Raw genomic sequence first — 23,868 nt, 5'->3', positions numbered from 1 at the left:
GTCGAGATCGGCCTGCGTACTCAGGCTGGCAGGACGTCCCGGAGTTTCCGGCGGGAGTCGATGTCCAGCTTCGCGAAGATCCTCCGGAGGTGCCATTCGACGGTGCGCGGGGAGAGGTAGAGCCGCTCGCCGACCTCACGGTTGGAGTAGCCATCGCGGACCAGCAACGCGATCTGCCGCTCCTGGGCGGTGAGCTCGACCCCCGGCGCCCGGGCGGCCGTGCGTTTGCGCACGGTTTCCCCGGTGGCCAGAAGCTCGCGGCGGGCGCGTTCGGCGAACGCTTCCATCCCGATGGCGACCAGCATTTCGTACGCGGTCCGCAGCTGCTCGCGGGCCCGGACGCGCTGTCTGCGGCGGCGCAGCCACTCGCCGTACACCAGATGGGCCCGCGCCGCCTCCGGCTGCAGGCGGGTCCGGTCGAGTCGCTCGACGGCTTCGCGGTAGAGATCCTCGGCCTCCGGTCCGTCGGTGACCAGTGCCTGGGTCCGGGCCTCGACGCCGCGGGCGAAGTCGGTGTCGAACGACCGCGTCTTCTCGGTCAGCCGGTCGAGCGCCTCCCGGGCGACGTCCGGCTCGCCGGAGCGGCTGGCCGCCTCCACCAGCTCGGGCAGCAGCCAGGTGGAGATCCCCGGCTCGGAGACGTAGGTGGTGGCCAGGGCCGCACGCATCGCCTCGGGATAGCGCCCGAGTCCGTTGTAGAGCACGGCGGCCGCCCACTGCGCGGCCGTGTTGCCCATGCCGAGGCCCGCAGCGGCCGAGGCGTGAATCGTTGCTGTGATCAGATCGGCAGCCTCTGGCTCCCGGCCGCGCAGCGAGAGCAGTCGCAGTTCGCCGTACGGTGGCAGTGGGTTGCCCGTCGCGGCGGCGACGGCATCGGCCTCGGCGATCGAGGCGGCTGTCGCCTCGAAGTCACCGGTCCAGGAGCTGGCGAAGCTGGACGTGGTGAGCAGGAAGGGCAGTTCGCGCAGCGCGTGGGCGTCGCGCGCCACGCGCAGCCACCGGTCGCAGAGTTCGCGCATGCCTTCGTCGTCCCAGACGGCGGCGATGCCCCCGGTCGCTACCCAGCCCCACCGCAACACCTGCTCCGCGGGCAGGTTCACGAGCGCCGCCGCAGCCCGCCGCAGCGTGCCCGCAGCGGCTGCCGTGCCGTCCGTGACCAGTTGGGCGTAGCCGTCGAGCAGCAGGTCCAGCGGGCCGGGGTCGGCCGGCGGCGGGAGGAGCCGGACGGCCTGCGACACCTTGAGCAACGATGCCGGATCGGTGAAGGTGACAGCGATGCCCCACGCGGTCAGGTAGGTCTCGCGTGCGGCTTGCGGTGCCACCGGCGCCAGCTGCCGCGCGGCCTCGATCGTCCGTGCGGTGGCGTTGGCGCCATCGAGGGTGGCGAAGGCAACCTGACCGCGCAGCACCGCCGCCTGTCCCCGCTGCAAGGCGTCGAGTGGGTAGACGCCGACGGCGCTCAGGAGCCGGCCGGCGTCCTCCACGTCGCCGGCCTGGAAACTCGCCTCGGCCGCCGAGAGCATGCGGTCGGTGCGCCGGGCCGGGTCGACGGTCAGGACGACGGACCGTTGCAGGAACGCCGCCGCCGCGGCCATTCCGCCGCGTCCCTGCGCCCGGGCGGCGGACCGTTCCAGTTCCGCGGCGACGGCCTCGTCGGGCCCGGCGGCGGCCGAGGCGAGGTGCCAGGCACGCCGGTCGGGGGCGGACCGCGGATCCGTGACCTCGGCCAGGGCCAGGTGTGCGGCTCGCCGGGCGGTGGGGGACGCCGCGCGATAGATCGCAGATCGCACCAGCGGATGGCGGAAGGTCACCCGATCGTCGATGGTCAGCAGGCCGTCGATGCCGCTCATCGTGGAGGGCACGCCGAGCCGCTCCGCGGCGTGCCGGACCAGGTCCGGGTCGCCGACCGGTTCCACGGCGGCGACCAGGAGCAGCAGCCGTGTCTGCTGCGGAAGTGAGCCGATCCGGTTGAGGAAGCTCTTCTCGATCTGGCCGGGCAGTGTGTCGGCGCTCAGCAGGCCGAGGCCGCCGACCATCTGACTTGTGGTCAGGCCGCGAGGCAACTCGATGAGGGCGAGCGGGTTGCCGTGCGTCTCCGCGACGATGCGATCGCGGATGCCGCCGTCCAGAGGCGCGGCGGCGACCGAGTCGAGCAGTGTGCGCGCATCGGTGTGGCGCAGGCCGGTGATCTCCATCGACGGGAGGCCGTTCAACTCGGGGCCGGGGACCCTGGACGCGATCACCAGGGCGATCGACTCGGCCAGCAGCCGGCGGGCGACGAAGCCCAGGACCTGGGCCGAGGTCCGATCGAGCCATTGCGCGTCGTCGATGACGCAGAGCAGCGGCTGATCCTCGGAGGCGCCGGACAGGAGGTCGAGGATCGCCAGGCCGACCAGGAACGGGTCCGGCCGGGCACCGTCGCGCAAGCGGAACACCGTCTCGAGTGCGGCACGACGGGGTGCCGGCAGGTCCTTCAACCGGGCCAGCATCGGCAGGCAGAACTGGTGCAAGGCGGCGAAGTCCAGCTCCATGTCGGACTCGATGCCGACGGTGTGCAGCCTGCGAAACCCGCTCGCGGCGCTCTCCGCGTAGTTCAGAAGCGCGGATTTACCGATCCCGGGCGCCCCGCGGAGCACGAGCACGCGGCTTTCCCCGGCCTGGACGGCGGCGATCATCTCGTCCAGAGCGGCGCGTTCCGCCTCTCGATCCACCAGGCCGGGCCCGGTCATGCGAACCGCCTCTGCCTCATGACTGTCTCCCCGGCCGCTGACCAGGACCAGCGTGACGTGATACGGCACCAGTCTCGCTGGGTGCCGGCGCCCTGTCCAACAATCACGAGCCGGGTCGAACGTCGCTACCATCACTCGAAGCCGCTCGCAGCAGGTGACCGGCTCAGCGAGGCCAGTCGAATGCCGCATTGGACACCTAGAGGACACCATGTCCCGCAAGGTCGGAAGTGCCGCGCCGGAACTCCTCGGTCGTAAGCGCGAATGTCAGGCCCTCGATCGCCTGGTGACCTCTGCGCTGGGCGGCACGAGCCAGGTGCTGGTCTTGCGCGGCGACGCGGGTGTGGGCAAGAGTGCGCTACTGGAGTACCTGTCCGGGAAAATCGGCGACTGGCACGTCGCGTCGGCGGTCGGGGTCGAGTCATCGATGGAGCTCGCCTACAGCGGCCTGTATCAGCTCTGTGCGCCGATGCTCGACCACAGCGAGCGCCTGCCGGGGCCGCAACGCGACGCACTGGCGACCGTGTTCGGACTCAGCGCCGGCCCGCCGCCGGACCGCTTCCTGGTCGGGCTGGCCACGTTGACGCTGTTCGCCGAGGTGGCCGAGGACCGGCCTCTGATCTGCATCGTCGACGACGTCCAGTGGCTGGACCAGGCCTCGGCGCAGATCCTCGCGTTCGTCACCCGGCGGCTCTTGGCCGAGCGGATCGCGATCGTGTGCGTCGCGCGCCGGGGAATCGGCGATCAGGTCCTCGCCGGGTTGCCGGAGTTGCCGGTGGGCGGGCTGGATGACCGCGACTCGCGAGCGCTGCTGCGGAGAAACATCCGAGGCCCCGTGGACATCGACCTGACCCACCGGATCATCGCGGAGAGCCAAGGGAATCCGCTCGCGCTCATCGAGCTTCCTCGTGCCTGGAAGGACGGCGATCTCGCCGGTGGCTTCGGGTTGCCGGACAGCCAGCCGATCAACGACAAGATCGAGGAGAGCTATGCCCGGCGGGCCTCCTCACTGCCCGCCGACACTCAGCTGCTCGTACTCACCGCCGCGGCGGAATCCGTCGGCGACACCAGGCTGTTGCATCGCGCGGCCACTGCGCTCGGTGTCGACATCACGGCGCTCGCCCCGGCGGCCGACGCCGGTCTGATCAGGCTCGACGGCCGGGTGCAGTTCACGCACCCGCTTGCCCGCTCGGCCGTCTACCGGTCCGCCGCGCCGGAGGACCGGCGCCGGGTGCACGGCGTCCTGGCCGACGTCACGGACGCCGGCACCGATCCGGATCGCCGCGCTTGGCACCGGGCCGGCGCAGCCTCGGGACCCGACGAACAGGTCGCCATCGAGCTCGAACAGGCCGCGGAGCGCGCCCGGGCGCGTGGCGGTCTCGCCGCGGTGGCAGCGCTGCTTCAGCGGGCGGTGGGGCTCAGCGGCGACCCGGCGCGGCGCACGGAGCGCGCTCTGGTCGCGGCGCGAGCAACGCTGAACGCGGGTGGGTTCGACGCGGCGCGCCGGATCCTGTCGGTTGCCGAGATCGGGGCGCTCGAGGACGAGTACCAGCACGCCCAGGCGGATATTCTGCGTGGGCAGATCGCCATGTTTTCCGTCATGTCCGGCGACGCGTCCGCTTCGCTGCTGAAGGCCGCCCAACGCCTCGAACGGGTCGACGTCGGCCTTGCCCGGGAAACCTACCTCGACGCCTGGTCCGCCGCGTTCGTCGCCGGCGACGGCTCCGCGGGGGAAGGCCGCCTCGCCGTGTCTCGCTCGGCACGGGCCGCACCTCACCCGGACGGCCCTGTCCGGCCGGCGGATCTGCTGCTGGACAGCCTCGCCACCCTGACGATCGACGGGCCCCGGGCCGCTGCTGCCCAGCTTCAGCGGACGATAGCCGCCTTCACCGACGACGCATGCCCGGACGACGCGATCATCCGCTGGACCTGGCTGGCGGTGTTGGTGGCGTGGACGGCCTGGGACGACGAAAGCGTCTTCGCCCTGTGCGCGCGGACCTTGAAGATTTCGCGCGACAGCGGGGCGCTCGCCCGGCTCCAGTACGAACTGGGTGTCTTCGGGCAAGCCGCGGTGCGGTGCGGTGACTTCGCCGACGTCGCGCAAGCGATCGCGGAAATCGATGCGGCCAGCGGTGGCACCCGTACCATCGTCGGGTCGTACCTTCCGATGAGGCTCGCCGCTGCCGGCGGGCGGGAAGCGGAGGCCCGGACGGTGATCGAGGCCGTCATGGCGCAAGCATCGGCAGGCGGCCAGGGAGCGGTGATCGAGCGCTGCAACTATTCCCGTGCCGTGCTGTGCAACGGGCTCGGCCAGTACGAGGAAGCGCTGATCGCCGCGCGGGCGGCCGCCGACCACGACCCCCAGATGTATCTGTCCGGCTGGGCCGCGGTGGAGCTGCTGGAAGCCGCGACACGAGCCGGCCGGACGGCAGTCGCCGAGGAAGCCCTCCAACGCGTGCTCGACGCCACGGCTCATCTGGCCACCACCGCGGCACAGGGCATCGTCGCCCGGTCCCGGGCGACGATGACGACCGGCGAGCGGGCTGACGGCCTGTACCGGGACGCCATCGAGCGGCTCGGCCGGAGCCTGCTGCGACCCGAGCTGGCCCGCGCACACCTGCTCTACGGTGAGTGGCTGCGCCGCGAGGGCCGGCAGCTTGATGCGCGTGGGCACCTGCGCGACGCTCATGAGCAGTTCACCGCGATCGGGATGGAAGCGTTCGCGGAACGCGCCCGCGCCGAGCTGGCGGCGACCGGTGAGACCGTGCGCAAACGGTCTGACGACACCCGTACCCAGCTGACGGCGCAGGAGCTGCAGATCGCCCGGATGGCGCGCGACGGGCTCTCCAACCCGGAGATCGGTGCCCGGCTCTTCCTCAGCCCGCGTACCGTCGAATGGCATCTGCGCAAGGTGTTCGGGGTCCTCGGCATCAGCTCCCGCCGGTAGCTTCGTACCAGCCTGCCGGCGCTGGACACAGCACTCGTGGAGGAATAGTCGGGGTCTCCGGCCTGGATGCCTCGTCAGGCCCAGATGATCTTCCTTCCCGGCATGGGCTCCGCGAGTGCTGCCCGCGATGCGGGTGCGCCGAAGGGATCCGTGAAGTACTGCGTCTCGTGCGCCACCTGGTCGTCGGCGAATTCCATGACGCTCACCGAGTAGGTGGGTACGCCGTCATAGGTGATCACGCACTCACTCACCCACAGATTCCGGCCACCGACGATTCGCAGGACGGTGAAGTGCCGCTCAGCGGGGTGACCGCCGCGTTGGCTCGAAATCGTCGCACGGCCTCGGAACCGCTCCCCGGACTGCGGGTAGTCCAGGATCGCATCCACGGCGTCGATGACGTGTTCGGCTTCGGTGTCCCCGTCCTCCGATGCTTGCCAGTGCTGCTCGATCGCTGCTTTGGTTCGAGCGTCAAGGTCCATCGTGTTGGCCTTTCTCGGACGCGATGAGCTGCTGGCCGCCGTCGCCAGCAGCCCGATCACCAGGATGCGGCGCCGGCCGAAGTGGTCGGCGAGCGCCGGCGACCAGCAGCAGCGAGGCGACGGTGACCAGGTAACCGGTCAGCACCCACTGCAGCTGGCTGATGCTCCCGTGCAGGTCGCGGCGACGAGCGCGGCCCCGGCCGGAGTGCGCAGCGCCACCGACGCCGGCCCGCTCGTGCCCGTGGTCGGCTCGGCGGTCATGGCGTCGCTCCCGCGTTCACCGGGTCACTGGGGTGCCGGGTCAGCGACACCGTTTCGACGCCGAGCCAGTCGCCCAGTGGGAGGGCCCGCAGGATCTCCCGCAGCCGCGTGGCACCGTTGGCCCGCCAGAGCCCGAGGTTGCGGCCTTCGCCGGGCAGCTTCCACAGGCGAACCAGGTACCCGTCGGCGGCCAGCTCACGAGCACGGCCGGCCTCGCGGGCGAACCTCTCGTCGACGGCCTCCGGGCTCGTCCCGGCCGGAACGCCGACGACGAACGTGACCAGGTACTCCTCGTTGCCCGCCGCGAACGGCACCTTGCCGGGACCGGGATCGTTGGGGTGCGCGCCGAGCGCGGTGACCTCGTCGGTCCGCCAGACGCGCAACGGCATCGAGGCGAGAACCCGTTCGAGGTCGCCGGCATCGTCGGCGGCGAACAGCCCGATCGTGCGCCATTCGCCCGGCGCCAGCGGGGGACGCCACAGCCGCAGCACCCGTCCCTGGGCGGCGAGGTCGCGGGTGTGCGCGGCCTCCCGTGCCCGGATGTCGTCCACCTCCTGCGCCGGCGTTCCGTCCGGCACCCGGGTGGTCATGGTGACCAGGTACTCCATCTCCAGCCTCCTCGTCGGTCGGCCCGTCCAGGGTGCGGCCGGCCGGTGGCCGCTCGCGCCCGTGACTCCCACTGGCCGGCGGAACCAGTGAGAGTCACGGGCGCGAGCCGGCGGCGGGCCGGACGAAACTCGGCACGTCGGATTCCCCACGAGCGCAGGAGGCGCCAGCCATGGACATGAAGCTCGAGGTCGTCGTGGTTCCGGTCGCCGGCGTCGACCGCGCGAAGGCCTTCTACACGGCGCTGGGCTGGCGGCTCGACGCCGACGTCGCCACCGACGAGAACTTCCGCGTGGTGCAGGTGACCCCCGCCCGGGTCGCCGGCGTCGGTCATCTTCGGCACCTCGGTCACGGCCCAGACACCCGGCTCGGCCCAGGGCCTGCACCTGGTCGTCGACGACGTCGAAGTCGCGCGCGACGAGCTGAAGCGGCTCGGCGCCGATCCGAGCGAGGTGTTCCACGACGCCGGCGGCGTCTTCCACCACGCCGGGACCGACGCCCGGGTGCCCGGCCCGGATCCGCGGCGCGCCAGCTACGGCTCCTTCCTTTCGTTCGACGACCCGGACGGCAACGGCTGGGTCCTGCAGGAGATCACCACCCGGCTCCCGGGGCGGGTCGACCCGGCGGTCACCACGTTCGCCTCGGCCGCCGACCTCGCGGGCGCGCTGCGCCGGGCCGCCGCGGCGCACGGCGAGCACGAGGCACGCACCGGCGCGGCGGACCCGGACTGGCCGGACTGGTACGCGCAGCACATGGTGCGTGAACAGTCCGGAGCAGAACTGTCCACCTGAGGCGCGTGGACGCTGCCGGCCGGCCCGCTCGAGTGCCGCCCCCGACACGGAAGGATGAGAGGCTCATGTCCGAGAAGTCGCTGGCCGGAGCCGTCGCGCTCGTCACCGGCGCCAGCAGCGGGATCGGAGCCGCGACCGCACGCCACCTCGCCCGCGAGGGCGCGGCGGTCGCGCTGGTGGCACGTCGCCGCGACCGCCTGGACCAGGTCGTGAACGACATCGCCGGACTCGGCGGCCACGCGGTCGCCGTCACGGCCGACATCACGGAGCCCGAACGCGCCTACGAGGCGGTGCAGGCCACGCTGGAGCGGTTCGGGCGGCTCGACGTCCTGGTCAACAACGCCGGGATCATGCTGCTCGGCTCGGCGCTGCAGACCTCCGTCGAGGATTGGGACCGGATGCTCTCTCTCAACGTCGCGGCGCTGCTGCACGTCACGCACGCCGCGGTTCCGTACCTGATCGACGCCGCATCGACATCGCCGCGGCAGGTGGCGGATCTGGTGAACGTCAGCTCGACGGCCGGGCGGGTCGCCCGGCCGAGCAGCAGCGGCTACACCCTGACCAAGTTCGGCCTCACCGGGTTCACCGAATCGCTCCGCCAGGAACTGCTCGGCGAAGGCGTCCGGGTCAGCGTGGTGGAGCCCGGCACCGTGGACACCGAACTGGTGGACCACCTCGGCGACGCCGTCCGGGACGCGGCCCGACGGCAGGTCGGCGGGATCGAAGCGTTGCGGGCGGACGACGTCGCCGACGCGATCGGCTACATCGTCACGCGTGACCGGCGCGTGGCCGTCAACGAAATGCTGGTCCGAGCCGGCGAGCAGACCTGGTAGGCGGGAGTCGGAAGATGAACAGCGGTTACGACGTCATCGTGCTCGGCGGCGGGTCGCCGGGCGAGCACTGCGCCGGCGCTCTCGCCGAGGGCGGCCTGCGCGTCGCGCTGGTCGAGCGGGAACTCGTCGGCGGGGAATGTTCCTACTGGGCGTGCATTCCGTCGAAGACGCTGCTGCGCCCGGGCGAAGCAGTACACGGCGCACTCGACGCCGAGTCCACCGCCGAGGTCGATGCCGAGCGGGCCCTCGCGTGGCGCGACTTCATGGTGTCGGACTACTCCGACGCGGGACAGGAGCGATGGCTGGCGGGCAACGGCATCGACCTGCTGCGCGGCACCGGCCGGCTGGCCGGACCGGGTGTCGTCGAGGTGGCCGGCACCCGGTACACCGCAACCCACGTCGTCGTCGCCACCGGCGCCTCGCCGATCATCCCGGACATCCCTGGCCTCCCGGAACTGGCGGGCCTCTGGACCAACCGCGAGGCCACCGCGATGAAAGCGGTACCGCGCCGGCTGATCGTGCTCGGCGGCGGCCCCGTCGGCGTCGAGCTGGCCCAGGCGGTCCGGCGGCTGGGCGGCGAGGTGGTCCTCACCGCACACGGCGGGCGCGTCCTGCCGCGTGAACCCGCCCCGCTGGGCCAGGCGCTCGGCGAAGTCCTGCGCCGCGACGGGATCGAGCTCGTGCTCGGCCCGAAGGCGATCAAGGCCCGGCGCGAGGACGACGTCTACGTCCTGACCCTCGACGACGGGCAGGAACTACGCGGCGACAAGCTCCTCGTCGCCACCGGGCGCCGTCCGCGGGTGCACGATCTCGGACTCGAGACGGTCGGTGTGACGGCGGGTGACAAGGGCATCCCGGTCGACCGGCGGCTGCGTGCCGCCGAGAACCTCTGGGTCGTCGGCGACGCCACCGGCCTGGAAATGCTCACACATGTGGGCAAGTACCAGGGCGACGTGGTCGCGGACAACATCCTCGGCACCCCAAGGGAAGTCGATTACACGGCCGTGCCCCGCGTGGTCTTCACCGACCCGCAGGCGGCGTCGGTGGGCGCGAGCACGGCACGGTTCAGTGCTACTGCCCGGATCTCCGAGGTGGCCAAGACGGCGACCTACACCCGGGCCTACGCCGAGGCCAACGGCTTCCTGACGCTGCTCAGCGACGGCGAAACGCTCATCGGCGCCTACGCCCTCGGCCCGGAGGCCGGGGAATGGCTGCAACAGGCGACGCTGGCCATCCGCGCCCGGATCCCGCTCGACGTCCTGCGCGACACGATCCAGCCGTTCCCGACGTTCTCCGAAATCTACGTCGCCGCGCTCAAAGGCCTGCGCGAGCAGATCACCGCGGCCCGGCAACCGACCGCCAAGGGGTCTCCTGAAGCGAGGGAAGGATCTCCATGATCATCAAGCGGATCTTCGCCAAGCTCGTGCGCGCCGGAGCAGTCGCGTCCTCACTGGCCGGCATGCCCCCGACGGCCTCCGCCGCTGATGTCCTTCTGGGGAACAGAATGCGGAAGGGAACGGGCCCCGGCGATGGGCCGGGGTGCCGGTGGCGGCCCAGCCGGTTTCTTCGACAGCGCTCATCGCCAGGGTGTTTCACGGGCGCGACCGACTGCTTCGCACGGGGACCATGAATCCGGCGGAGGTTCCGCGGACGAAGGAGTGATCAACCATGGCGAAGATCCTGTTCGTGGTTTCCGGAGCGACGTACCTGACGTTGAAGGACGGCACCAGGTACGCCACCGGGTACTGGGCCGAAGAGTTCGCGGCCCCGTACAAAGCGCTTACCGAGGCCGGCCACCAGGTCGTGGTCGCGACACCCCGTGGTGTGACCCCGAACGTCGACATGATGAGCCTGCGCCCCGAGATGGCGGGTGGTGTGGAGGGAGCCCTGGAACTCGAGGCGATCATCCGCTCGGCGGAGGTCATGCGCCGGCCGCTCAAGCTGTCCGACGTGCGCATCGAGGACTACGACGCGGTGTACCTGCCCGGCGGCCACGGTCCGATGGAGGACCTGTGGGTGGACGCCGACGCGGGACGGATCCTCACCGGACAGCTCGCGTCGGGCAGGCCGCTCGCGATCGTGTGCCACGCCCCCGCCGCGATGCTGGCCACCAGGATCCACGGCGTGTCGCCCTTCAAGGATTACCGGGTCACGTGCTTCACCAACGACGAAGAGGAGGCCGTCGGGCTCGCCTCCAGGACCCGGTGGCTGCTGGAGGACGAGCTGAAGGAACTCGGCGTCGAGTTCAGCCGCGGCGAGATCTGGAAGCCGTACATGGTGGAGGACCGCAACCTGATCACCGGGCAGAACCCGCACTCGGCCGCGATCCTGGCGGACCGGCTGATGCAGATCCTCGAGTAGGGTGCCCGGCAAGAAGGTCGCCGTCATCACCGGCGCCTCACAGGGTATCGGTGCCGCCCTGGTGGCGGGGTACCGCAAGCTCGGCTACGCCGTCGTCGCGACGTCGCGGAGCATCGCGCCCGGGGCGGACCCGGACGTCCTCGCCGTCCGGGGCGACGTCGTGGACCCCGACACGGCCGAGCGCGTGGCCGCCGCCGCGATCGAGCGGTTCGGCCGCATCGACACCCTGGTCAACAACGCCGGTATCTTCATCGCCAAGCCGTTCACCGAGTACACCCGGGACGACTACGAGGCCGTCACCGGCGTCAACCTGACCGGGTTCTTCCGCGTCACCCAGCTGGCGGTCGAACAGATGCTCCGCCAAGGCAGTGGTCACCTCGTGCAGATCAGCAGCAGCCTGGCCGACCACGCCGACGCCTCGGTCAATGCGGTGCTGGCGTCGCTGACCAAGGGCGGCCTGCAGTCCGCCACCAAGGCGCTGGCCATCGAGTACGCGGCCCGCGGCATCCGCAGCAACGCGGTCGCGCTGGGCGTCATCAAGACCTCGGATCCGGCTGCGTACGAGGATTCTCTCGCCCGGCTTCACCCACTCGGAAGGCTGGGTGAGATCAGCGACGTCGTCGACGCGATCGTCTACCTCGAGAACGCCCCGTTCGTCACCGGCGAAATCTTGCACGTCGACGGCGGCCAAAGCGCCGGCCACTGATCGCGCAATGCCTCGAAGGCCTGGGTTTCGGCCATCAGTGAAAGGTACGTCATGGACCGATACCGGACGGTTGCGTCCTCCGCGGTCGCGAATCTCAACGCGGGGGCGTGCGCGTTCGTCATGGGCCCTAAGCTGGAGCAAGATCGAACACGAAGCGCGCGCGTCGCCACGGCGCTACGAGGCTCAGGACAGTTCATCATCTGCGACCGCGCTGGATGGCGACTGGAGGAGATCGATTCGAGCTAGGCTACGATCGCCCCGGCTTCAAGATCGCGTTTCGCGATCCGTGGGGAGATCATGCAGTCATAGTAGCGGCGCTCGCTTTGAACATCTGTAGACGCAAGACGATGTTCGACAATCGCCCGAGGCCGCCGGACATCGTGCCGTCACGCATGTCCGCCGCCCTCCACCGGGCCGATGAACGTGATGCTGATGGACGGCCCGAACTTCACCGCCTACAGCGACGGCAGCGAGTACCACTTCTTCGGCGGTTATTACAACACCACCCCGATCGTGCTGCAGGCTCCCGAGGACGGCTGGTGGTACATCGTCGTCGACAACGGCGACGCCGAAGATCTCGGCCAGATCGACGCCTACGTGCAGGCTCTGTAGCCCATTTACGAGGATGGAGCGCCTCGGCCGTGACTCCGCCGAGCTGACCGCTGGCCGATCACCCCACCGTCCAGGGCATCGTGCTGGAGATGCTCGCCTTTCCAGTGTGGAATCGCGGATGTTCTGGCGGTCGGTATCGGCCATCGCGGCGAAGAACGCGAACAGCACACGGTCGGCGCCGGAGGGTCGTAGATCCCGGCCGGCGGCCCGGCGAGCACCTCCAACGGTAGCCGCTCAGGCAGGATGCGGATCGTGGTCTTGAATCCGGTCAGTTCTCACCGGGCGGCGACCTGCTCGACCGCCGCGTCAGCGGGGCACGGGTCGATCAGCTTGTCGTAGGGCACGTCGGTGCTGACGAGGCCGTCCTCGACCATGATCCGCCGCCATTCCTCGTAGCCGCCGCGATCGATGCGGATGTCCTCCCAGATGCCCCGTGCGCGCAGGTCGTCGACGATCTCGATCAGGTGGCCGGTGTCGAGGTCCGGCCACTCGCGGGCGAGCAGGTCGGCGACGCCCGCCGCCGAGTTTCCGCGGAGCCAGCCGTATGCCCGTTGCAGCGCAACGCAAAACCGCCGGATCACGTCGCTGCTCTCGAGCGTTTCCGGCAGCGTGTAGTAGACGCTGTTCGGCATCGGGCCGCCGTCGACGTCGTGCCGGGCGACGATCGCCGCGGTGCCGGCGCGCTCCAGCAGCGCGCCGTTGATCGCGTCGGTCACCAGCGCGTCGCCGTGGCCGCCCAGAAAGAGGTCGAGCATCATCGGCCCGCCCAGGTCGCGGACCCAGCGCACCGTCGCCATGTCCACTCCGGACCTGCGCATGAGACCGGCCGTGTGGACGTAGGGTGCGGTCCCGCCCGCGCCCGGCGCCAGCACGATCTTGTTCTCCAGCAGTGACCACGTGAAGCCCTCGACAGGCTCCCGCATCACGAGAACCTTCGGGTTGCGCGAATTGAGCGCCGCGAAGGGTACGTAATGCTGCCCGCGGCCGTAGTACATGGCCGGCACCCAGATCCCGCCGAGCGCCACCGCGCAAGTGCCGTCGTGGAGATCGGAGAGCACTTTCGTCCAGTCCGGCGGCGCGCTGCGTCCGAAGTCCAGGCCTTCGTCGGCGAAGTAGCCGTGCTCGCGGGCGATGTACTCGGGCAGGTAGTTGGGCCAGTGGGACGTCGCCGACACGTGCATGCGATCCATCGATCCTCCTCGACCAGCTTCGGGCAGTCGATCACCACCCGCAAGAAGGGTTCACATTGTATACGCGCGCCGCCGAGCGCGGCAGCCTCGACGCCGCTGAGGTCGCCGTTCGTTAAGACGATGTAACGGCTCTGATCTGGGATGATTCGGCCGCCAACGCGAGCTACGCTCTGTCCACACCTCTTGACTCACCATTCGCAGGTCGTATACAAACACTGCGAGGGGATGAGGTGCGTCACACACCTCTCCGCTGCGCGAGCCGCAGCCCATCCGAGGAGGACGGTCGTGTCAGATCCAGATCCCCACCAGCCGGTTGCGCAACGCGCCCGGTATCGCTCCGTCGCCGATGCTCTCGACGCCATCCCGCTGACCCGCGCCCAGCTCTGGGTCATGGGCCTGGTGATGGCAGGCATGTTCTTCGACACCCTGCAGCAGGACGCCCCCGGGGCCATCGGCCCCATGCTCAAGGAAACCCTGGGCATCGGAAACGACGAGCTCGTCACGATCAACACGCTCACCGTGGTCGGCGGCATCGTCGGCCGCCTGGTCGGCGGCTACCTCGCCGACCGGAAAGGCCGACGCTTCTCCCTCAGCTTCAACCTGCTGATCTACACCATCGGCGGCCTGCTCAGCGCCTTCGCCCCCAATTACGAAGTCCTGCTGGTCAGCCGGTTCATCGTCGGCATCGGCCTCGGCGGAGAGTTCACCATCGGCCTCACGCTCGTCTCCGAGATCGTCGCGACCCGACGCCGTGGCACCGCCGTCGGCGCGATGGGCTTCGCCTCCGGCGGAATCGGCAACTTCGCGGCGTACGGGCTGTTCGTGGTCGTCCTCGGGCCGCTCAACGACGTCCTCGGCGGCAACCTGCTCTCCTGGCGGTGGCTGCTCGGCTTCCTCGCGATCCCGGCCGTGCTCGTCGTGGTCTACCGCCGGTACCTGCCCGAGTCGCCGCGTTTCCTGGTCGACTCCGGGCGCATCCACGAGGCGAACCGGGCGCTGACGATCCTCGCGTCGGACACCATCCGCAAACGGCCCACCGACGCGGAGGTCATCCCGTTCCTCGACACGAGCTCAGCGGTGGAGGTCCAGCCGCGCGTGTCGCCGGTCGAGATCTTCAAGCGCCCGCTGCTCAAGCGGACCGTCGCGATCGGGGTCGCGTCGTGGATGGCGTTCGGCGCGCAGGTCACGCTCCTGGTCCTGCTGCCCACCCTGCTGGTGTCCAAAGGCTACTCGGTGTCCAGCAGCCTGATCTTCACCCTGATCATGTACGCGGGCAGCATGTTCGGCGCATTGGCCGCCGCGCTCGTCGCGGCGAAACTGCCCCGGCGCACCACGGTCGTCATCGCGGGCGTCCTCGGCTGCCTGTCCGCCGTCGCCTTCGCGGAACTGGCGAACGGCGCCGCCGGCATCCTGATCCTCGGCTCGATCTTCCAGTTCTTCTCGCTGTTCCTCAATTCCACGCTCGCCCTCTGGTCACCCGAGCTGTATCCGACGCGGGTCCGCGCGCTCGGCTGCTCGACCGTGAACGGGGTCGGCAACGTCGCCGGTGCGCTCATGCCGTTCGCGGCCGTGTTCGCCTTCGACCACGCCGGGGTGGCGGGCGTGTTCCTGATGATCGCCGCCATGTACACGATCCTGGCGGTCTCCGCCCGCTTCGCGCCCGAGACGCTCGGCCGGTCGCTGGAGGACATCAACGAGAGCACGGAAACCGCTCCCCTCCCCCACGAGCGCACCGCCTGACGGCGCGCCCCCTCGGAAGGAAAGGCACCCCCTGATGGAAACCCTGGCGATCAGCGCGACCGCGCACGGCGTGAACTACCTGCCGGAGTACGTCGCCCGCGAGCACGGCATCTTCTCCTGCAACGGCCTGAACGTGCCCTACCGGCCGCGCAACCCGTGGGACGGCGTCATGCACGACCTCGCCGACGGGTCGGCCGACATCGCGCTGGGCGGGCTGTGGGTCCCGGCGATGTACGCCGGGAACGGACGCGACTTCGTCGCGGTCGCCCAGCTGAACGACCGGTTCCCCATGGCCGTGGTGACCCGCGAGCCGGTCCCGGACTTCACGCTGGACTGGTTGCCGGGCAAGACCGTGCTCGCCCCGGGCCAGGGCGGCGGCGCCCCCGGCGAGTTCACCCGCGGGCTGATGCGCGAAGCCGGTCTGCAGCCCTACGATGCCCGGTTCGTCCACGACCTGTCGATGCCGATGTTCCGCGAGCTGTTCGTCGCCGGTCTCGGCGACGCCTTCGTCACCGACCTGGGCACCGCGGCCGAGCTGGCGCGGGCCGGTACCGGCCACATCGTGTTCCGGCACGCGGAGTCCGGCGGGCGGATGCCCAACAGCGTCTACTACGTCCTGCGGGAGCGGATCGACGAGCTGCTACCCCGGCTGGTGCCGTTCGTGCGATCGATCGACGAGGCGATGCGCCTGCTGCGGTCCGGCGCCGCGGGCGACCTCACCCCGCTGTTCGAAAAGGAATGGCCCGAGGCCGACCCGGCGGTGCTGGCCGACGTGGCCGGGCAGATCGCCGGGAACGGCACCTGGGCCGGGGTGCGGCTCGACCCCGAGCCCGTCGAACGGTGGACCTCGATCCTGCATACCGCCGGCCTGACCACGGCACACGTCCGGTTCGAGTCCATTGTCGACACCCGCGCGCTGGACGCCGCGGAAAAGCCGGTCTGAGCAACCACTTCGTCAAAGGAGACGTGCGTGACGTTCACATTCGACGCGGCGACGGTCCGGCAGTCGCTCGATCTCGGCAAGCTCATCGAAGTCGTCGAGCAGCTGCACATCGAGCTCGCCGCGGGCCGCGCCGTCCAGCCGCCCCGCCTGCCGCTGGCCGTCCCCGACAGCCGGGCGGTGATCATCCCGATGCTCGCCGCGTCGACGGTCAGCGACATCGTGTGCTTCAAGCTGCTGATCGACAACCCGGACAACGACCGGGGCCGCCAGCGCTCGACCATCGTCGCGATGAAGATCGACACCGGCGAGTGCGTCGCGACCTTGCAGGGCGCCGTCGTGACCCAGCTTCGCACGGCGGCGGCCTCCGCCGTGGCCACCCGCGCGCTGGCCCGGCCCGACGCGCGGGTGCTCGGCCTGATCGGCGCGGGTGCGCAGGCTCGCAGCCACCTGCGGGCCATCGCGGCGGTGCGTGAGCTGCGCGAGGTGATCGTGTGGAACCGGACGCCGGAGAACGCCGAGCGGCTCGTCGACGAAGCCGCGTCGCTCGGCCTGCCCTGCACGATCGCCCCCGAGGTCCGCGCCGTCGTCGAGGCGAGCGACATCGTGTGCACCCTGACGCCCAGCCGGGAACCGATCGTGCGCGGCGACTGGCTGCGGCCCGGCCAGCACCTCAACGTGGTCGGGTCGCCGCCCCGACCCGACCACCGCGAGATCGACTCGGAGGTCCTGCGGCGGTCCACGGTCGTCGTCGACGCGCTCGACGTCGCCCTCGCCGAATCCGGCGCCGTCGTCCAGGCCATCGCCGACGGCGCGATCTCCGCCGGCGACCTCCGGCTCGAACTCGGGCAGGTCCTGCTCGATCACCCCTTCGAGCGAACACCCGGGCAGATCACGGTGTTCACCTCGGTCGGCCTCCCGATCCAGGACCTGGCCGCGGTGACGGCACTGCTGGCCTCGACCGAACACCCCACGCTGTGACCGGCCCGGAACCGGTGTCCGGCCGCGCGCCGACGGTAGGCTCGGCGCATGGCCGGGAGCAGGAAGGTCCGCGATCCACACCGGGACGTGATCGCCGACGAGGTGCGGCGGGCGATCATCGCCGGCCGCTACAAGTCCGGCGAGCGGCTGCTCGAAGAAGCGCTGGCCGAGGAACACGGTGTGTCGCGGGTCCCGGTCCGGGAAGCGCTGCGACGGCTGGAGACCGAAGGCTTCGTCACACTCACCCCGTACCGCGGCGCGACCGTGTCCGCCGGATCGTTCCGCGACAGCTTCGAACTCATGCAGGTGCGCCGAGCCCTCGAGACCATGGCGGCGCGGCTGGCCGCCCAACAGCGCGGCGGCGACGCGGCCGACGACCTGGCGACAGTCGTCGCCCGAGGCCGAGAAGCCGCGCGGTCCCACCAGGTCACCGCGCTGCCGCCGCTGATCATGGAGTTCCACGAGCTGGTCGCACGGGCGTCGGGGAACCAGCAGCTGCAGCTGGCGATCGATCGCGTCCTGCAGCGGGTTTCGTGGGGTTTCGAGCTCGATCTGGAGGAGCGGATCGACTCGGCCTGGACCGACCACGCGGCCATCGCCGCCGCAATCCTCAACGGCTCGCCGATCCAGGCCGGCTACCTCATGGACGAACACATCGCCAAGGACGAGCAGATCTACCGGTCGCAGCTCGATCATCCCGGCGAATAGTCCCGGCCGCGCCGGGCTCAGCGCAGCGAAACCCGGCGGAGGAGAAATCGTGACCAGGCTGCTCGTCGTCAACTGCAACGTCAGCGAATCGATCACCTCGGTGATCAACGCGGCGGCCCGCGCCGCCGCTCCGGCGGCCGACGTCGTCACCATCGCGCCGACCTGGGGCGTCGCCTCAGCCGAGGGCTACCTCGACGGGCAGCTCGCGTCGGTCGCGATGCTCGACGTCGTCCGCCGCTACGAAGAGCCCTACGACGCGGTCGTCCTGGCCGGCTTCGGCGAGCCCGGCCGGGAAGCATTCCGGGAACTCCTCGACGTCCCGGTCGTGGACATCACCGACGCCGCCGCCCACGTGGCCCTGATGCTCGGACCGCGGTTCGGCGTGGTGACCAGCCTCCCCCGCGCGATCGTGCAGATCCAGGACAGCCTGCACGCAGCCGGAGTCGCGGCCAACTGCGTCGGGGTGCGCGCCGCCGACCTCCCGGTCCTCAAGGTCGGCACCCTCGAGATCGGCCCGGGCAGCCCCCTGGTGACCCAAGCCCGCGCACTGGTGGATCAGGGCGCCGAAACGCTGGTCCTCGGCTGCGCCGGCCTCGCCGGCATGGACACGGCGCTGTCGGCTCACCTCGACGTCCCGGTGATCGACCCGGTGGCCGCCGGCGTCGCGCTGGCCGAGGCACTGGTCCGGCTCGGCCAGCGCACCAGCAAGATCCGCACCTACGCACCGCCTCGGGACAAGATCCGTCCCGGCTGGGACACCGGACTCGAAAAGGTCCTCGCCACTTCCTGACGCCGGCCGGGAGCCGAAACGCCCCGCCGCCCTGAAGTATCGGCGTAATACCGTGCCGCAGAGAGAACCTCGTCCACCGACCAGCGCTCGTTCACCGGCACCAGCGTGTCCCGCAGCTCGTCGTCCGGCGTGTGCGGCGACACCGCCCGCCGCACCTGCGTCTTCTCGTCCGCCAGCTTCCGGATCGCCGGCGCGAGACCCACCGTCACCGACCGCTGACCGATCCCCAGCCCGCCCGGCGCCGGATCGGTGATCCGCCGGCCCGCCGCCACCACGCGCTTGTAGTTGACCAGGAGCTCGCCCATACCCACTCTTTTACAACCAAGCCCCCATGGAGAAGTTTCCGCTGTCACAACGCCTGCGAGCAGCTGTTGTGGCTCCTGCCGCAGCAGCCGGACGTCATCACGCGTGCCGTCGGAAAATGGGGTGGAGTCCTCCCACAACCGGCCTGACCACTCGTGGCGGCCAGAGCACCAGCTCCACGTCGCTTACACGCGCGCTCATGTCGATACCGCTACCGCCCGCCGTCGCCCAGCACGGCTGAACGCCATGACCCAGTTGCGAGCAGCGATCGAGCACACGATCTTCGCCGAGGTCGAGTATCTGTTCGGCCGAGCACTTTCGGCGATCAGCCGGGCCTGAGTTTCGTGCTTCCCGGAGGCTCGTCGACCACTCCCATGACTCCAACGCGGTCGCCGACCGACGGTGCGTTCTTCGCCAGCGTGGTGCGCCAGTCCGGGCGGCGCAGGTGCTGGAGGTGGCCGATGACGACAATGCGCGGAACGCCGAGCTCGGCGGCTACCTGGTCGACCCACGGCCCGGGTCGGATTCTCAGTTCTGGTCGTGTTCCGGGACCAGGCCCGGCCGGCACGGCAGCACCGCGACGGTCTCGCCGGCCACGGACGACGGCCAATGCGAGGTCGAAACCGTCCCTGGGCGGCTCACCCATCCCTCGATCACGGGCTGAAACCAGCCGTCAGCGTGGCGGCCCGAGGATGACGTTCCCGAACTTCTCCGCCGCCTCGGCCATCCGGGCCGGCGAGATCTCGAAACCATCCGGGCGAGGTTCGGCCCGGTCGCGGCCGGCGTGACGGAACATGCCCTCGATGCCCGCCGGCGTGTTGATCATCAGCAGGTCCGCCGTCGCGGACGTGATGCGGTAGGCGTGCGGGATGTTCTTGGGCAGGAAGACGATGCCCCCCTCCGCGAGCTCCATCTCCTCCTCGCCCACCCAGACCAGCGCGGTGCCCTTGATGAGCATGAAGACTTCGTCTTCCCTGGTGTGCAGGTGAAACGGTGGCGCCTCCCCCTTGGCGACGTCGAACCGGCCGACCATCAGCTGGCCGTCGGTGGCCGCGCTGTCGAGCAGGATCGACAGCGTGCCGCCGTCGAGCCACTCCAGTTTCTGCTGCTGGTCGGGCTGGGCGAGGTAGGCCATGCTCATCGGGTGGCTCCGTTCGAAGTGGACAGTCAGAGGGAACCGAGGACACGCAGGCGGTCGGCGACCGCGCGGCGGGCGACGTCGGTGTCCCAGGCGAACGTTTCGAACTCGTGCGGCACCCCGGGGTGCAGGTGGAACTCCACGTCGACCCCGGCCGCACCGAGCCGCCGGGCGTAGTCGAGGTCTTCGTCGCGGAAGATGTCGAGCTGGCCCACCTCGAGGTACGTCGGCGGCAAGTCCGACAGGTCGTTCGCCCGCGCCGCGGCGGCGTACGGCGAGACGTCGGGGCCGCCGGCCCGGTCACCGAGCAGCGCCGACCACCCGGTGACGTTGTCCTCGTAGGTCCAGGTCGCGAACGGGACCAGCTCCGGGTCCGGCGTCGTCGTGCGGTCGTCGAGCATCGGGAAGACGAGGATCTGGCGCGCCACCGCCGGGCCGCCGCGGTCGCGGGCCAGCAGTGTCACCCCGGCGGCCAGGCCGCCACCGGCGCTGTCCCCCATCACCGCGATCCGGGCCGGGTCGACGCCGAGTTCGGCGGCGTGGTCGTTGAGCCACTTCAGTCCGGTGTAGACGTCCTCGACCGGGGTGGGGTCGGGGTGTTCGGGCGCGAGCCGGTAGTCGACGGCCAGCATCGGCACGCCGCTCGCGGACACGTACCGGGCGATCGGCGCGTCGTAGAGCGCGACGCTGCCCAGGATCATCCCGCCGCCGTGCAGGTACAACGCGGCCGGACCGGGGGTGGCGCCGTCCTTGGCGTACCAGCGCAGCAGCACCTTCGTGCCGTCCTCGGCGACCACGTGGAAGTCGGTGGCCGTCACGTCGGCCGGGGTGGGCTGCAGCGCTGCCGTCTCGGCCATCATCGCTTCCAACGCGACGCGCCGGGTCGCGATGTTCCCGACGGCGGGGTGCGGTGCGGAGGCCATGGCTTCGGCCATCGGCGCCAGGATCGTGGCGACCTGAAGGTCGACGGTGAATGTCACGAAGGTCCTTCTTCCTGGCACTCGTGCGCCTTAAACGGACGATATCGTCCGGCTAACGGGGCTGTCAACGACGCCTGCGGGCCCTCGAGCTGCGATGATCAGTGCCGTGACCGATGAACAGGACAAGGTCGTCCGGCGACGGGGGCCACGACGGGACGCGGCCGACAACCGCGACCGGGTCCTCGCGGCCGCCGCCGTCGCGGTCCGCCGGGAAGGGACCGCGGTCCCGATGGCCACCATCGCGGCGGACGCCGGGGTCGGCGTCGGAACCGTGTATCGCCACTACCCCTCGCGGGACGCGCTGCTCGGCGCCTTGACGCACCGGTCCTTCCAGCTGGTGCTGGACACCGCCCGCCGGGCGGCGGCATTCGACGGACCACCGATCGAGCGGATCCGCTTTTTTCTCGAACGAACCATCGAGCACGGATCGGACCTCGTGCTCCCGATGCACGGTGGCCCGGCACCCGGCGACCAGGCCACCCTCGCGCTCCGGGACGAGGCCCACCGCACGCTGGGCTCGATCCTCGAACAAGGACGAGACGACGGCACGATCCGGGCCGACGTGACCAGAGCCGACATCGTCAGCTTCGGCGCGTTGCTGGCACAGGGCCTCCCCCACGTCCCGGAGTGGAAGCCGACGGCTCGCCGTCAAGCCGACATCTACCTGGCCGGTCTCCTGAACCGGGCCGGCCGGCCGGATCCCGGCCGCTGAACCGGCGGGGGCAACGTGCTTGACCGGCGCGGCCATACCGCGCGATTGCCCGCACCAGGTACGGCCACCCGCCTGTCTGGGCGCCTGCGGGAGCTCTGCCGCAATCGATCACCAGGGTCGTGGCCGTGAGTGGATCCTGCTCGCCGGCCAGGACGGACTCATTCAGCGTGGCTCGCCGAACCAAGTGGTCAGCGCTTCGCGAAGGAAGCCGCGTCCGGAGTGCCGTCCACGGCCCAGCAGGTCGGTCAGAGTTACGTCGGCCTCGAGCAGCTGTGCGAACAGAGCCCGCATCGCGCGGCAGTGCGGGTCCGGTCGCATCAGCGCGATCTGCGCGCGGGTGTTCTCCAGTACCTTCGAGAATCAGGGAAGATCATCGTCTACGACGGCGCCGGGTGGCGTTTGAAGGCGATCGGTCCGAGCTAGGGGGCCGGTCAGGTCCAAAGCGTCGGTGGACGACACCACCTGCTGCTACGCGGTGCAGGACAAGGTCTGGGTGCACGGCCCGGCAAGGAGCCGTGGGAGGTGTACACGGCGAAGGGCGACTCGGACGCCGAGACCGGCCGCTGCACCTGAAGCCCCGGAGCCGGTGCGCGATCGAGGGACGCACCGGCTCCGCTCAGCTGCCGACCCGCCAGCTGCGGCGCTCGATCATGACGACATCCCGCCACACCCAGGACGGCCCAACCTCGGCGCCGTGGTCACTCGGCGGGCAGCAGTGGTGACTCGCTCCGCGACGCCGTTCGCGGCCGGCCGGACAGGGTTGATCCGTTGGTCTCGCGCAAGGCGAACGTGCACAGCAGCGAGAGCACCGCGGTGCCGACCATGTACCACGCCACCGCCATGACGCCGCCGGTGCGGTCCAGCAGCCAGGTGGCGATGATCGGCGCGAGCGCGCTGCTGGCCAGCGTGCCGAGGGTGTAGCCGAACGAGATGCCCGAATACCGGATCTTCGTCTCGAACGCCTCGGCGAAGAACGCGGCGAGTGGACCGAACGCGGCGGAGAAACCGGTGCAGATCAACAGATACCCGACGATGGCGAGCAGGAACGAACCGGTGCCGAGCAGCCAGAACCAGGGAAACGCCAGCACACCCATCGCCACCGTCCCCGCGGCGAAGACCGGCTTGCGGCCGATGCGGTCGGAAAGGGCGCCGAAGAGCGGCAGGGTGACGAAGGTGAGCGCCATCGCCGCCAGCACGATCCACAGCATCGAGTTCCGGCTGAACCCGATCTGCTGGGCACCGTAGCTCAGGCCGAACACGGTGGTCAGGTAGAACGTGACCCCGATCGAGAGGTAGGCACCGCCGGTCAGCAGGACCTGCTTCGGATAGTGCCGGAGCACGACGGCGATCGGCAGCTTGACCACGTCCTCCTTGCCCTTCAGCCGGTCGAAGGTGGGGCTTTCGCCGAGCTTCAGCCGCACGACGAGTCCGGCGAGGACGAACACGCCGCCGATCAGGAACGGCACGCGCCAGCCCCAGGACAGGAAGCTCTCGGGCGACATCGCGCCGAAGGCGAGGAACACCGCGTTGCCGAGCATGAGCCCCGCCGGCACCCCCATCTGGACCCAGCTCCCGTAGTAGCCGCGGCGGTGGGACGGCGCGTGCTCGACCGTCATGAGCACCGCGCCACCGTACTCACCGCCGAGCGAGAGTCCCTGGATGAACCGCAGCGTGACGAGGATGATCGGGGCGGCCACCCCGATCGTCCCGTAGCTGGGCAGCACGCCGACGGCGAAGGTCGTGGTCCCCATGATGCTCAGGGTCAGCACCAGCATGGACTTGCGGCCGATCCGGTCGCCGAAGTGTCCGAACAGGACTCCGCCGATCGGCCGCGCGACGAAGGCCGCGGAGAACGTCGCGAACGACAGCAACGTGCCGACCACGGCGTCGAACTGGGGGAAGAACAATTTGTTGAAGACGAGTCCGGCCGCGGTGCCGTAGATGAAGAAGTCGTACCATTCCACGGTCGTGCCGACAGCGCTGGCGAATCCTGCTTTTCCGCTGCGCGAGATCAGGGACATCGGTGTTCCTTTTCAACGGAGGTTTTCCGAAAGCCTCTTCGCG

General features: G+C 70.3%; 21 protein-coding genes and 2 pseudogenes. 14 read left to right on the top strand and 9 right to left on the bottom strand.

Annotated elements, in window-relative coordinates:
- Positions 1-20: 20 nt before the first annotated feature.
- Complete coding sequence (locus ACZ7OU_RS48450; protein ID WP_470260584.1) at positions 21-2,939, bottom strand: ATP-binding protein; 2,919 nt, start codon at positions 2,937-2,939, stop codon at positions 21-23.
- Here ACZ7OU_RS48450 and ACZ7OU_RS48445 point away from each other — a divergent pair.
- The gene (locus ACZ7OU_RS48445; protein ID WP_470260492.1) at positions 2,938-5,673 is read left to right on the top strand and encodes a helix-turn-helix transcriptional regulator; all 2,736 of its coding nucleotides are present in this window, start codon (positions 2,938-2,940) and stop codon (positions 5,671-5,673) included. The two genes, ACZ7OU_RS48450 and ACZ7OU_RS48445, sit on opposite strands and share 2 nt — an antisense overlap.
- A 74-nt stretch (positions 5,674-5,747) precedes the next feature.
- Here the strand turns inward: ACZ7OU_RS48445 and ACZ7OU_RS48440 are convergent, their stop codons facing one another.
- The 3 genes from ACZ7OU_RS48440 to ACZ7OU_RS48430 form a co-directional block, all read right to left on the bottom strand.
- A complete protein-coding gene (locus ACZ7OU_RS48440; protein ID WP_470260491.1) occupies positions 5,748-6,212 on the bottom strand; it encodes a nuclear transport factor 2-like protein in 465 nt (154 codons plus the stop codon).
- 78 nt (positions 6,213-6,290) lie between these two features.
- Entirely contained in the window at positions 6,291-6,413 is a 123-nt protein-coding gene (locus ACZ7OU_RS48435) for a hypothetical protein (RefSeq protein ID WP_470260490.1), read from the bottom strand.
- Positions 6,410-7,021 carry a muconolactone Delta-isomerase family protein gene (locus tag ACZ7OU_RS48430; RefSeq protein ID WP_470260489.1) on the bottom strand — a complete coding sequence of 204 codons (612 nt, stop codon included), beginning with the start codon at positions 7,019-7,021 and terminating at the stop codon, positions 6,410-6,412. Before ACZ7OU_RS48430 ends, ACZ7OU_RS48435 begins: the two co-directional genes overlap by 4 nt.
- Positions 7,022-7,471: 450 nt before the next feature.
- Between ACZ7OU_RS48430 and ACZ7OU_RS48425 the strand changes: the two genes are divergently transcribed.
- The 6 genes from ACZ7OU_RS48425 (at position 7,472) to ACZ7OU_RS48400 (ending at position 12,322) form a co-directional block, all read left to right on the top strand.
- Positions 7,472-7,810: a hypothetical protein gene (locus ACZ7OU_RS48425; RefSeq protein ID WP_470260488.1), complete on the top strand. Its 339-nt coding sequence runs from the start codon at positions 7,472-7,474 to the stop codon at positions 7,808-7,810.
- A gap of 65 nt (positions 7,811-7,875) precedes the next feature.
- Positions 7,876-8,643 carry an SDR family oxidoreductase gene (locus ACZ7OU_RS48420; protein ID WP_470260487.1) on the top strand — a complete coding sequence of 256 codons (768 nt, stop codon included), beginning with the start codon at positions 7,876-7,878 and terminating at the stop codon, positions 8,641-8,643.
- Between the two features lie 14 nt (positions 8,644-8,657).
- On the top strand, positions 8,658-10,040 hold the full coding sequence (locus ACZ7OU_RS48415) for a dihydrolipoyl dehydrogenase family protein (protein ID WP_470260486.1): 1,383 nt from the start codon (positions 8,658-8,660) through the stop codon (positions 10,038-10,040).
- Between the two features lie 271 nt (positions 10,041-10,311).
- The gene (locus ACZ7OU_RS48410; RefSeq protein WP_470260485.1) at positions 10,312-11,004 is read left to right on the top strand and encodes a type 1 glutamine amidotransferase domain-containing protein; all 693 of its coding nucleotides are present in this window, start codon (positions 10,312-10,314) and stop codon (positions 11,002-11,004) included.
- A 1-nt stretch (position 11,005) separates the two neighbouring features.
- The gene (locus tag ACZ7OU_RS48405; protein WP_470260484.1) at positions 11,006-11,710 is read left to right on the top strand and encodes an SDR family NAD(P)-dependent oxidoreductase; all 705 of its coding nucleotides are present in this window, start codon (positions 11,006-11,008) and stop codon (positions 11,708-11,710) included.
- Between the two features lie 417 nt (positions 11,711-12,127).
- The gene (locus ACZ7OU_RS48400) at positions 12,128-12,322 is read left to right on the top strand and encodes a DUF1883 domain-containing protein (RefSeq protein WP_470260483.1); all 195 of its coding nucleotides are present in this window, start codon (positions 12,128-12,130) and stop codon (positions 12,320-12,322) included.
- 275 nt (positions 12,323-12,597) lie between these two features.
- Here the strand turns inward: ACZ7OU_RS48400 and ACZ7OU_RS48395 are convergent, their stop codons facing one another.
- Positions 12,598-13,512, bottom strand: a complete 915-nt coding sequence (locus tag ACZ7OU_RS48395) for an ABC transporter substrate-binding protein (protein WP_470260482.1) — start codon at positions 13,510-13,512, stop codon at positions 12,598-12,600.
- Positions 13,513-13,797: 285 nt separating this feature from the next.
- On the opposite strand from ACZ7OU_RS48395, the gene ACZ7OU_RS48390 reads away from it, so the two are divergent.
- From ACZ7OU_RS48390 to ACZ7OU_RS48370, 5 genes are read left to right on the top strand one after another with little or no spacing between them, the layout of a single operon-like run.
- Entirely contained in the window at positions 13,798-15,252 is a 1,455-nt protein-coding gene (locus ACZ7OU_RS48390) for an MFS transporter (protein ID WP_470260481.1), read from the top strand.
- 34 nt (positions 15,253-15,286) lie between these two features.
- A complete protein-coding gene (locus ACZ7OU_RS48385; RefSeq protein WP_470260480.1) occupies positions 15,287-16,195 on the top strand; it encodes an ABC transporter substrate-binding protein in 909 nt (302 codons plus the stop codon).
- A 27-nt stretch (positions 16,196-16,222) separates the two neighbouring features.
- Complete coding sequence (locus tag ACZ7OU_RS48380; protein WP_470260479.1) at positions 16,223-17,173, top strand: ornithine cyclodeaminase family protein; 951 nt, start codon at positions 16,223-16,225, stop codon at positions 17,171-17,173.
- Positions 17,174-17,221: 48 nt separating this feature from the next.
- Positions 17,222-17,881: a GntR family transcriptional regulator gene (locus ACZ7OU_RS48375; RefSeq protein WP_470260478.1), complete on the top strand. Its 660-nt coding sequence runs from the start codon at positions 17,222-17,224 to the stop codon at positions 17,879-17,881.
- 49 nt (positions 17,882-17,930) lie between these two features.
- Positions 17,931-18,671 carry an aspartate/glutamate racemase family protein gene (locus ACZ7OU_RS48370; protein ID WP_470260477.1) on the top strand — a complete coding sequence of 247 codons (741 nt, stop codon included), beginning with the start codon at positions 17,931-17,933 and terminating at the stop codon, positions 18,669-18,671.
- Between the two features lie 23 nt (positions 18,672-18,694).
- Here ACZ7OU_RS48370 and ACZ7OU_RS48365 read toward each other — a convergent pair.
- The 3 genes and pseudogenes from ACZ7OU_RS48365 to ACZ7OU_RS48355 all read right to left on the bottom strand — a co-directional run.
- Positions 18,695-18,982, bottom strand: a pseudogene (locus ACZ7OU_RS48365) (dual-specificity RNA methyltransferase RlmN); the annotation flags it as partial.
- A gap of 665 nt (positions 18,983-19,647) precedes the next feature.
- Positions 19,648-20,115: a cupin domain-containing protein gene (locus tag ACZ7OU_RS48360; RefSeq protein ID WP_470260476.1), complete on the bottom strand. Its 468-nt coding sequence runs from the start codon at positions 20,113-20,115 to the stop codon at positions 19,648-19,650.
- A gap of 26 nt (positions 20,116-20,141) precedes the next feature.
- Positions 20,142-21,092, bottom strand: coding sequence for an alpha/beta hydrolase (locus tag ACZ7OU_RS48355; protein ID WP_470260475.1), 951 nt, complete (start codon positions 21,090-21,092; stop codon positions 20,142-20,144).
- A gap of 106 nt (positions 21,093-21,198) precedes the next feature.
- Between ACZ7OU_RS48355 and ACZ7OU_RS48350 the strand changes: the two genes are divergently transcribed.
- Both ACZ7OU_RS48350 and ACZ7OU_RS48345 read left to right on the top strand, forming a co-directional pair.
- Complete coding sequence (locus tag ACZ7OU_RS48350) at positions 21,199-21,804, top strand: TetR/AcrR family transcriptional regulator (RefSeq protein WP_470260474.1); 606 nt, start codon at positions 21,199-21,201, stop codon at positions 21,802-21,804.
- 451 nt (positions 21,805-22,255) lie between these two features.
- Positions 22,256-22,377, top strand: a pseudogene (locus ACZ7OU_RS48345) (glyoxalase/bleomycin resistance/dioxygenase family protein); the annotation flags it as partial.
- Positions 22,378-22,502: 125 nt separating this feature from the next.
- Here the strand turns inward: ACZ7OU_RS48345 and ACZ7OU_RS48340 are convergent.
- Positions 22,503-23,825, bottom strand: coding sequence for an MFS transporter (locus tag ACZ7OU_RS48340; protein ID WP_470260473.1), 1,323 nt, complete (start codon positions 23,823-23,825; stop codon positions 22,503-22,505).
- Positions 23,826-23,868: the final 43 nt, after the last annotated feature.

The sequence above is a fragment of the Amycolatopsis sp. NPDC114505 genome (genome assembly GCF_055633615.1).
Note: the sequence above shows the minus strand (reverse complement) of the source record. Positions and strands in the feature narration are given on the sequence as shown.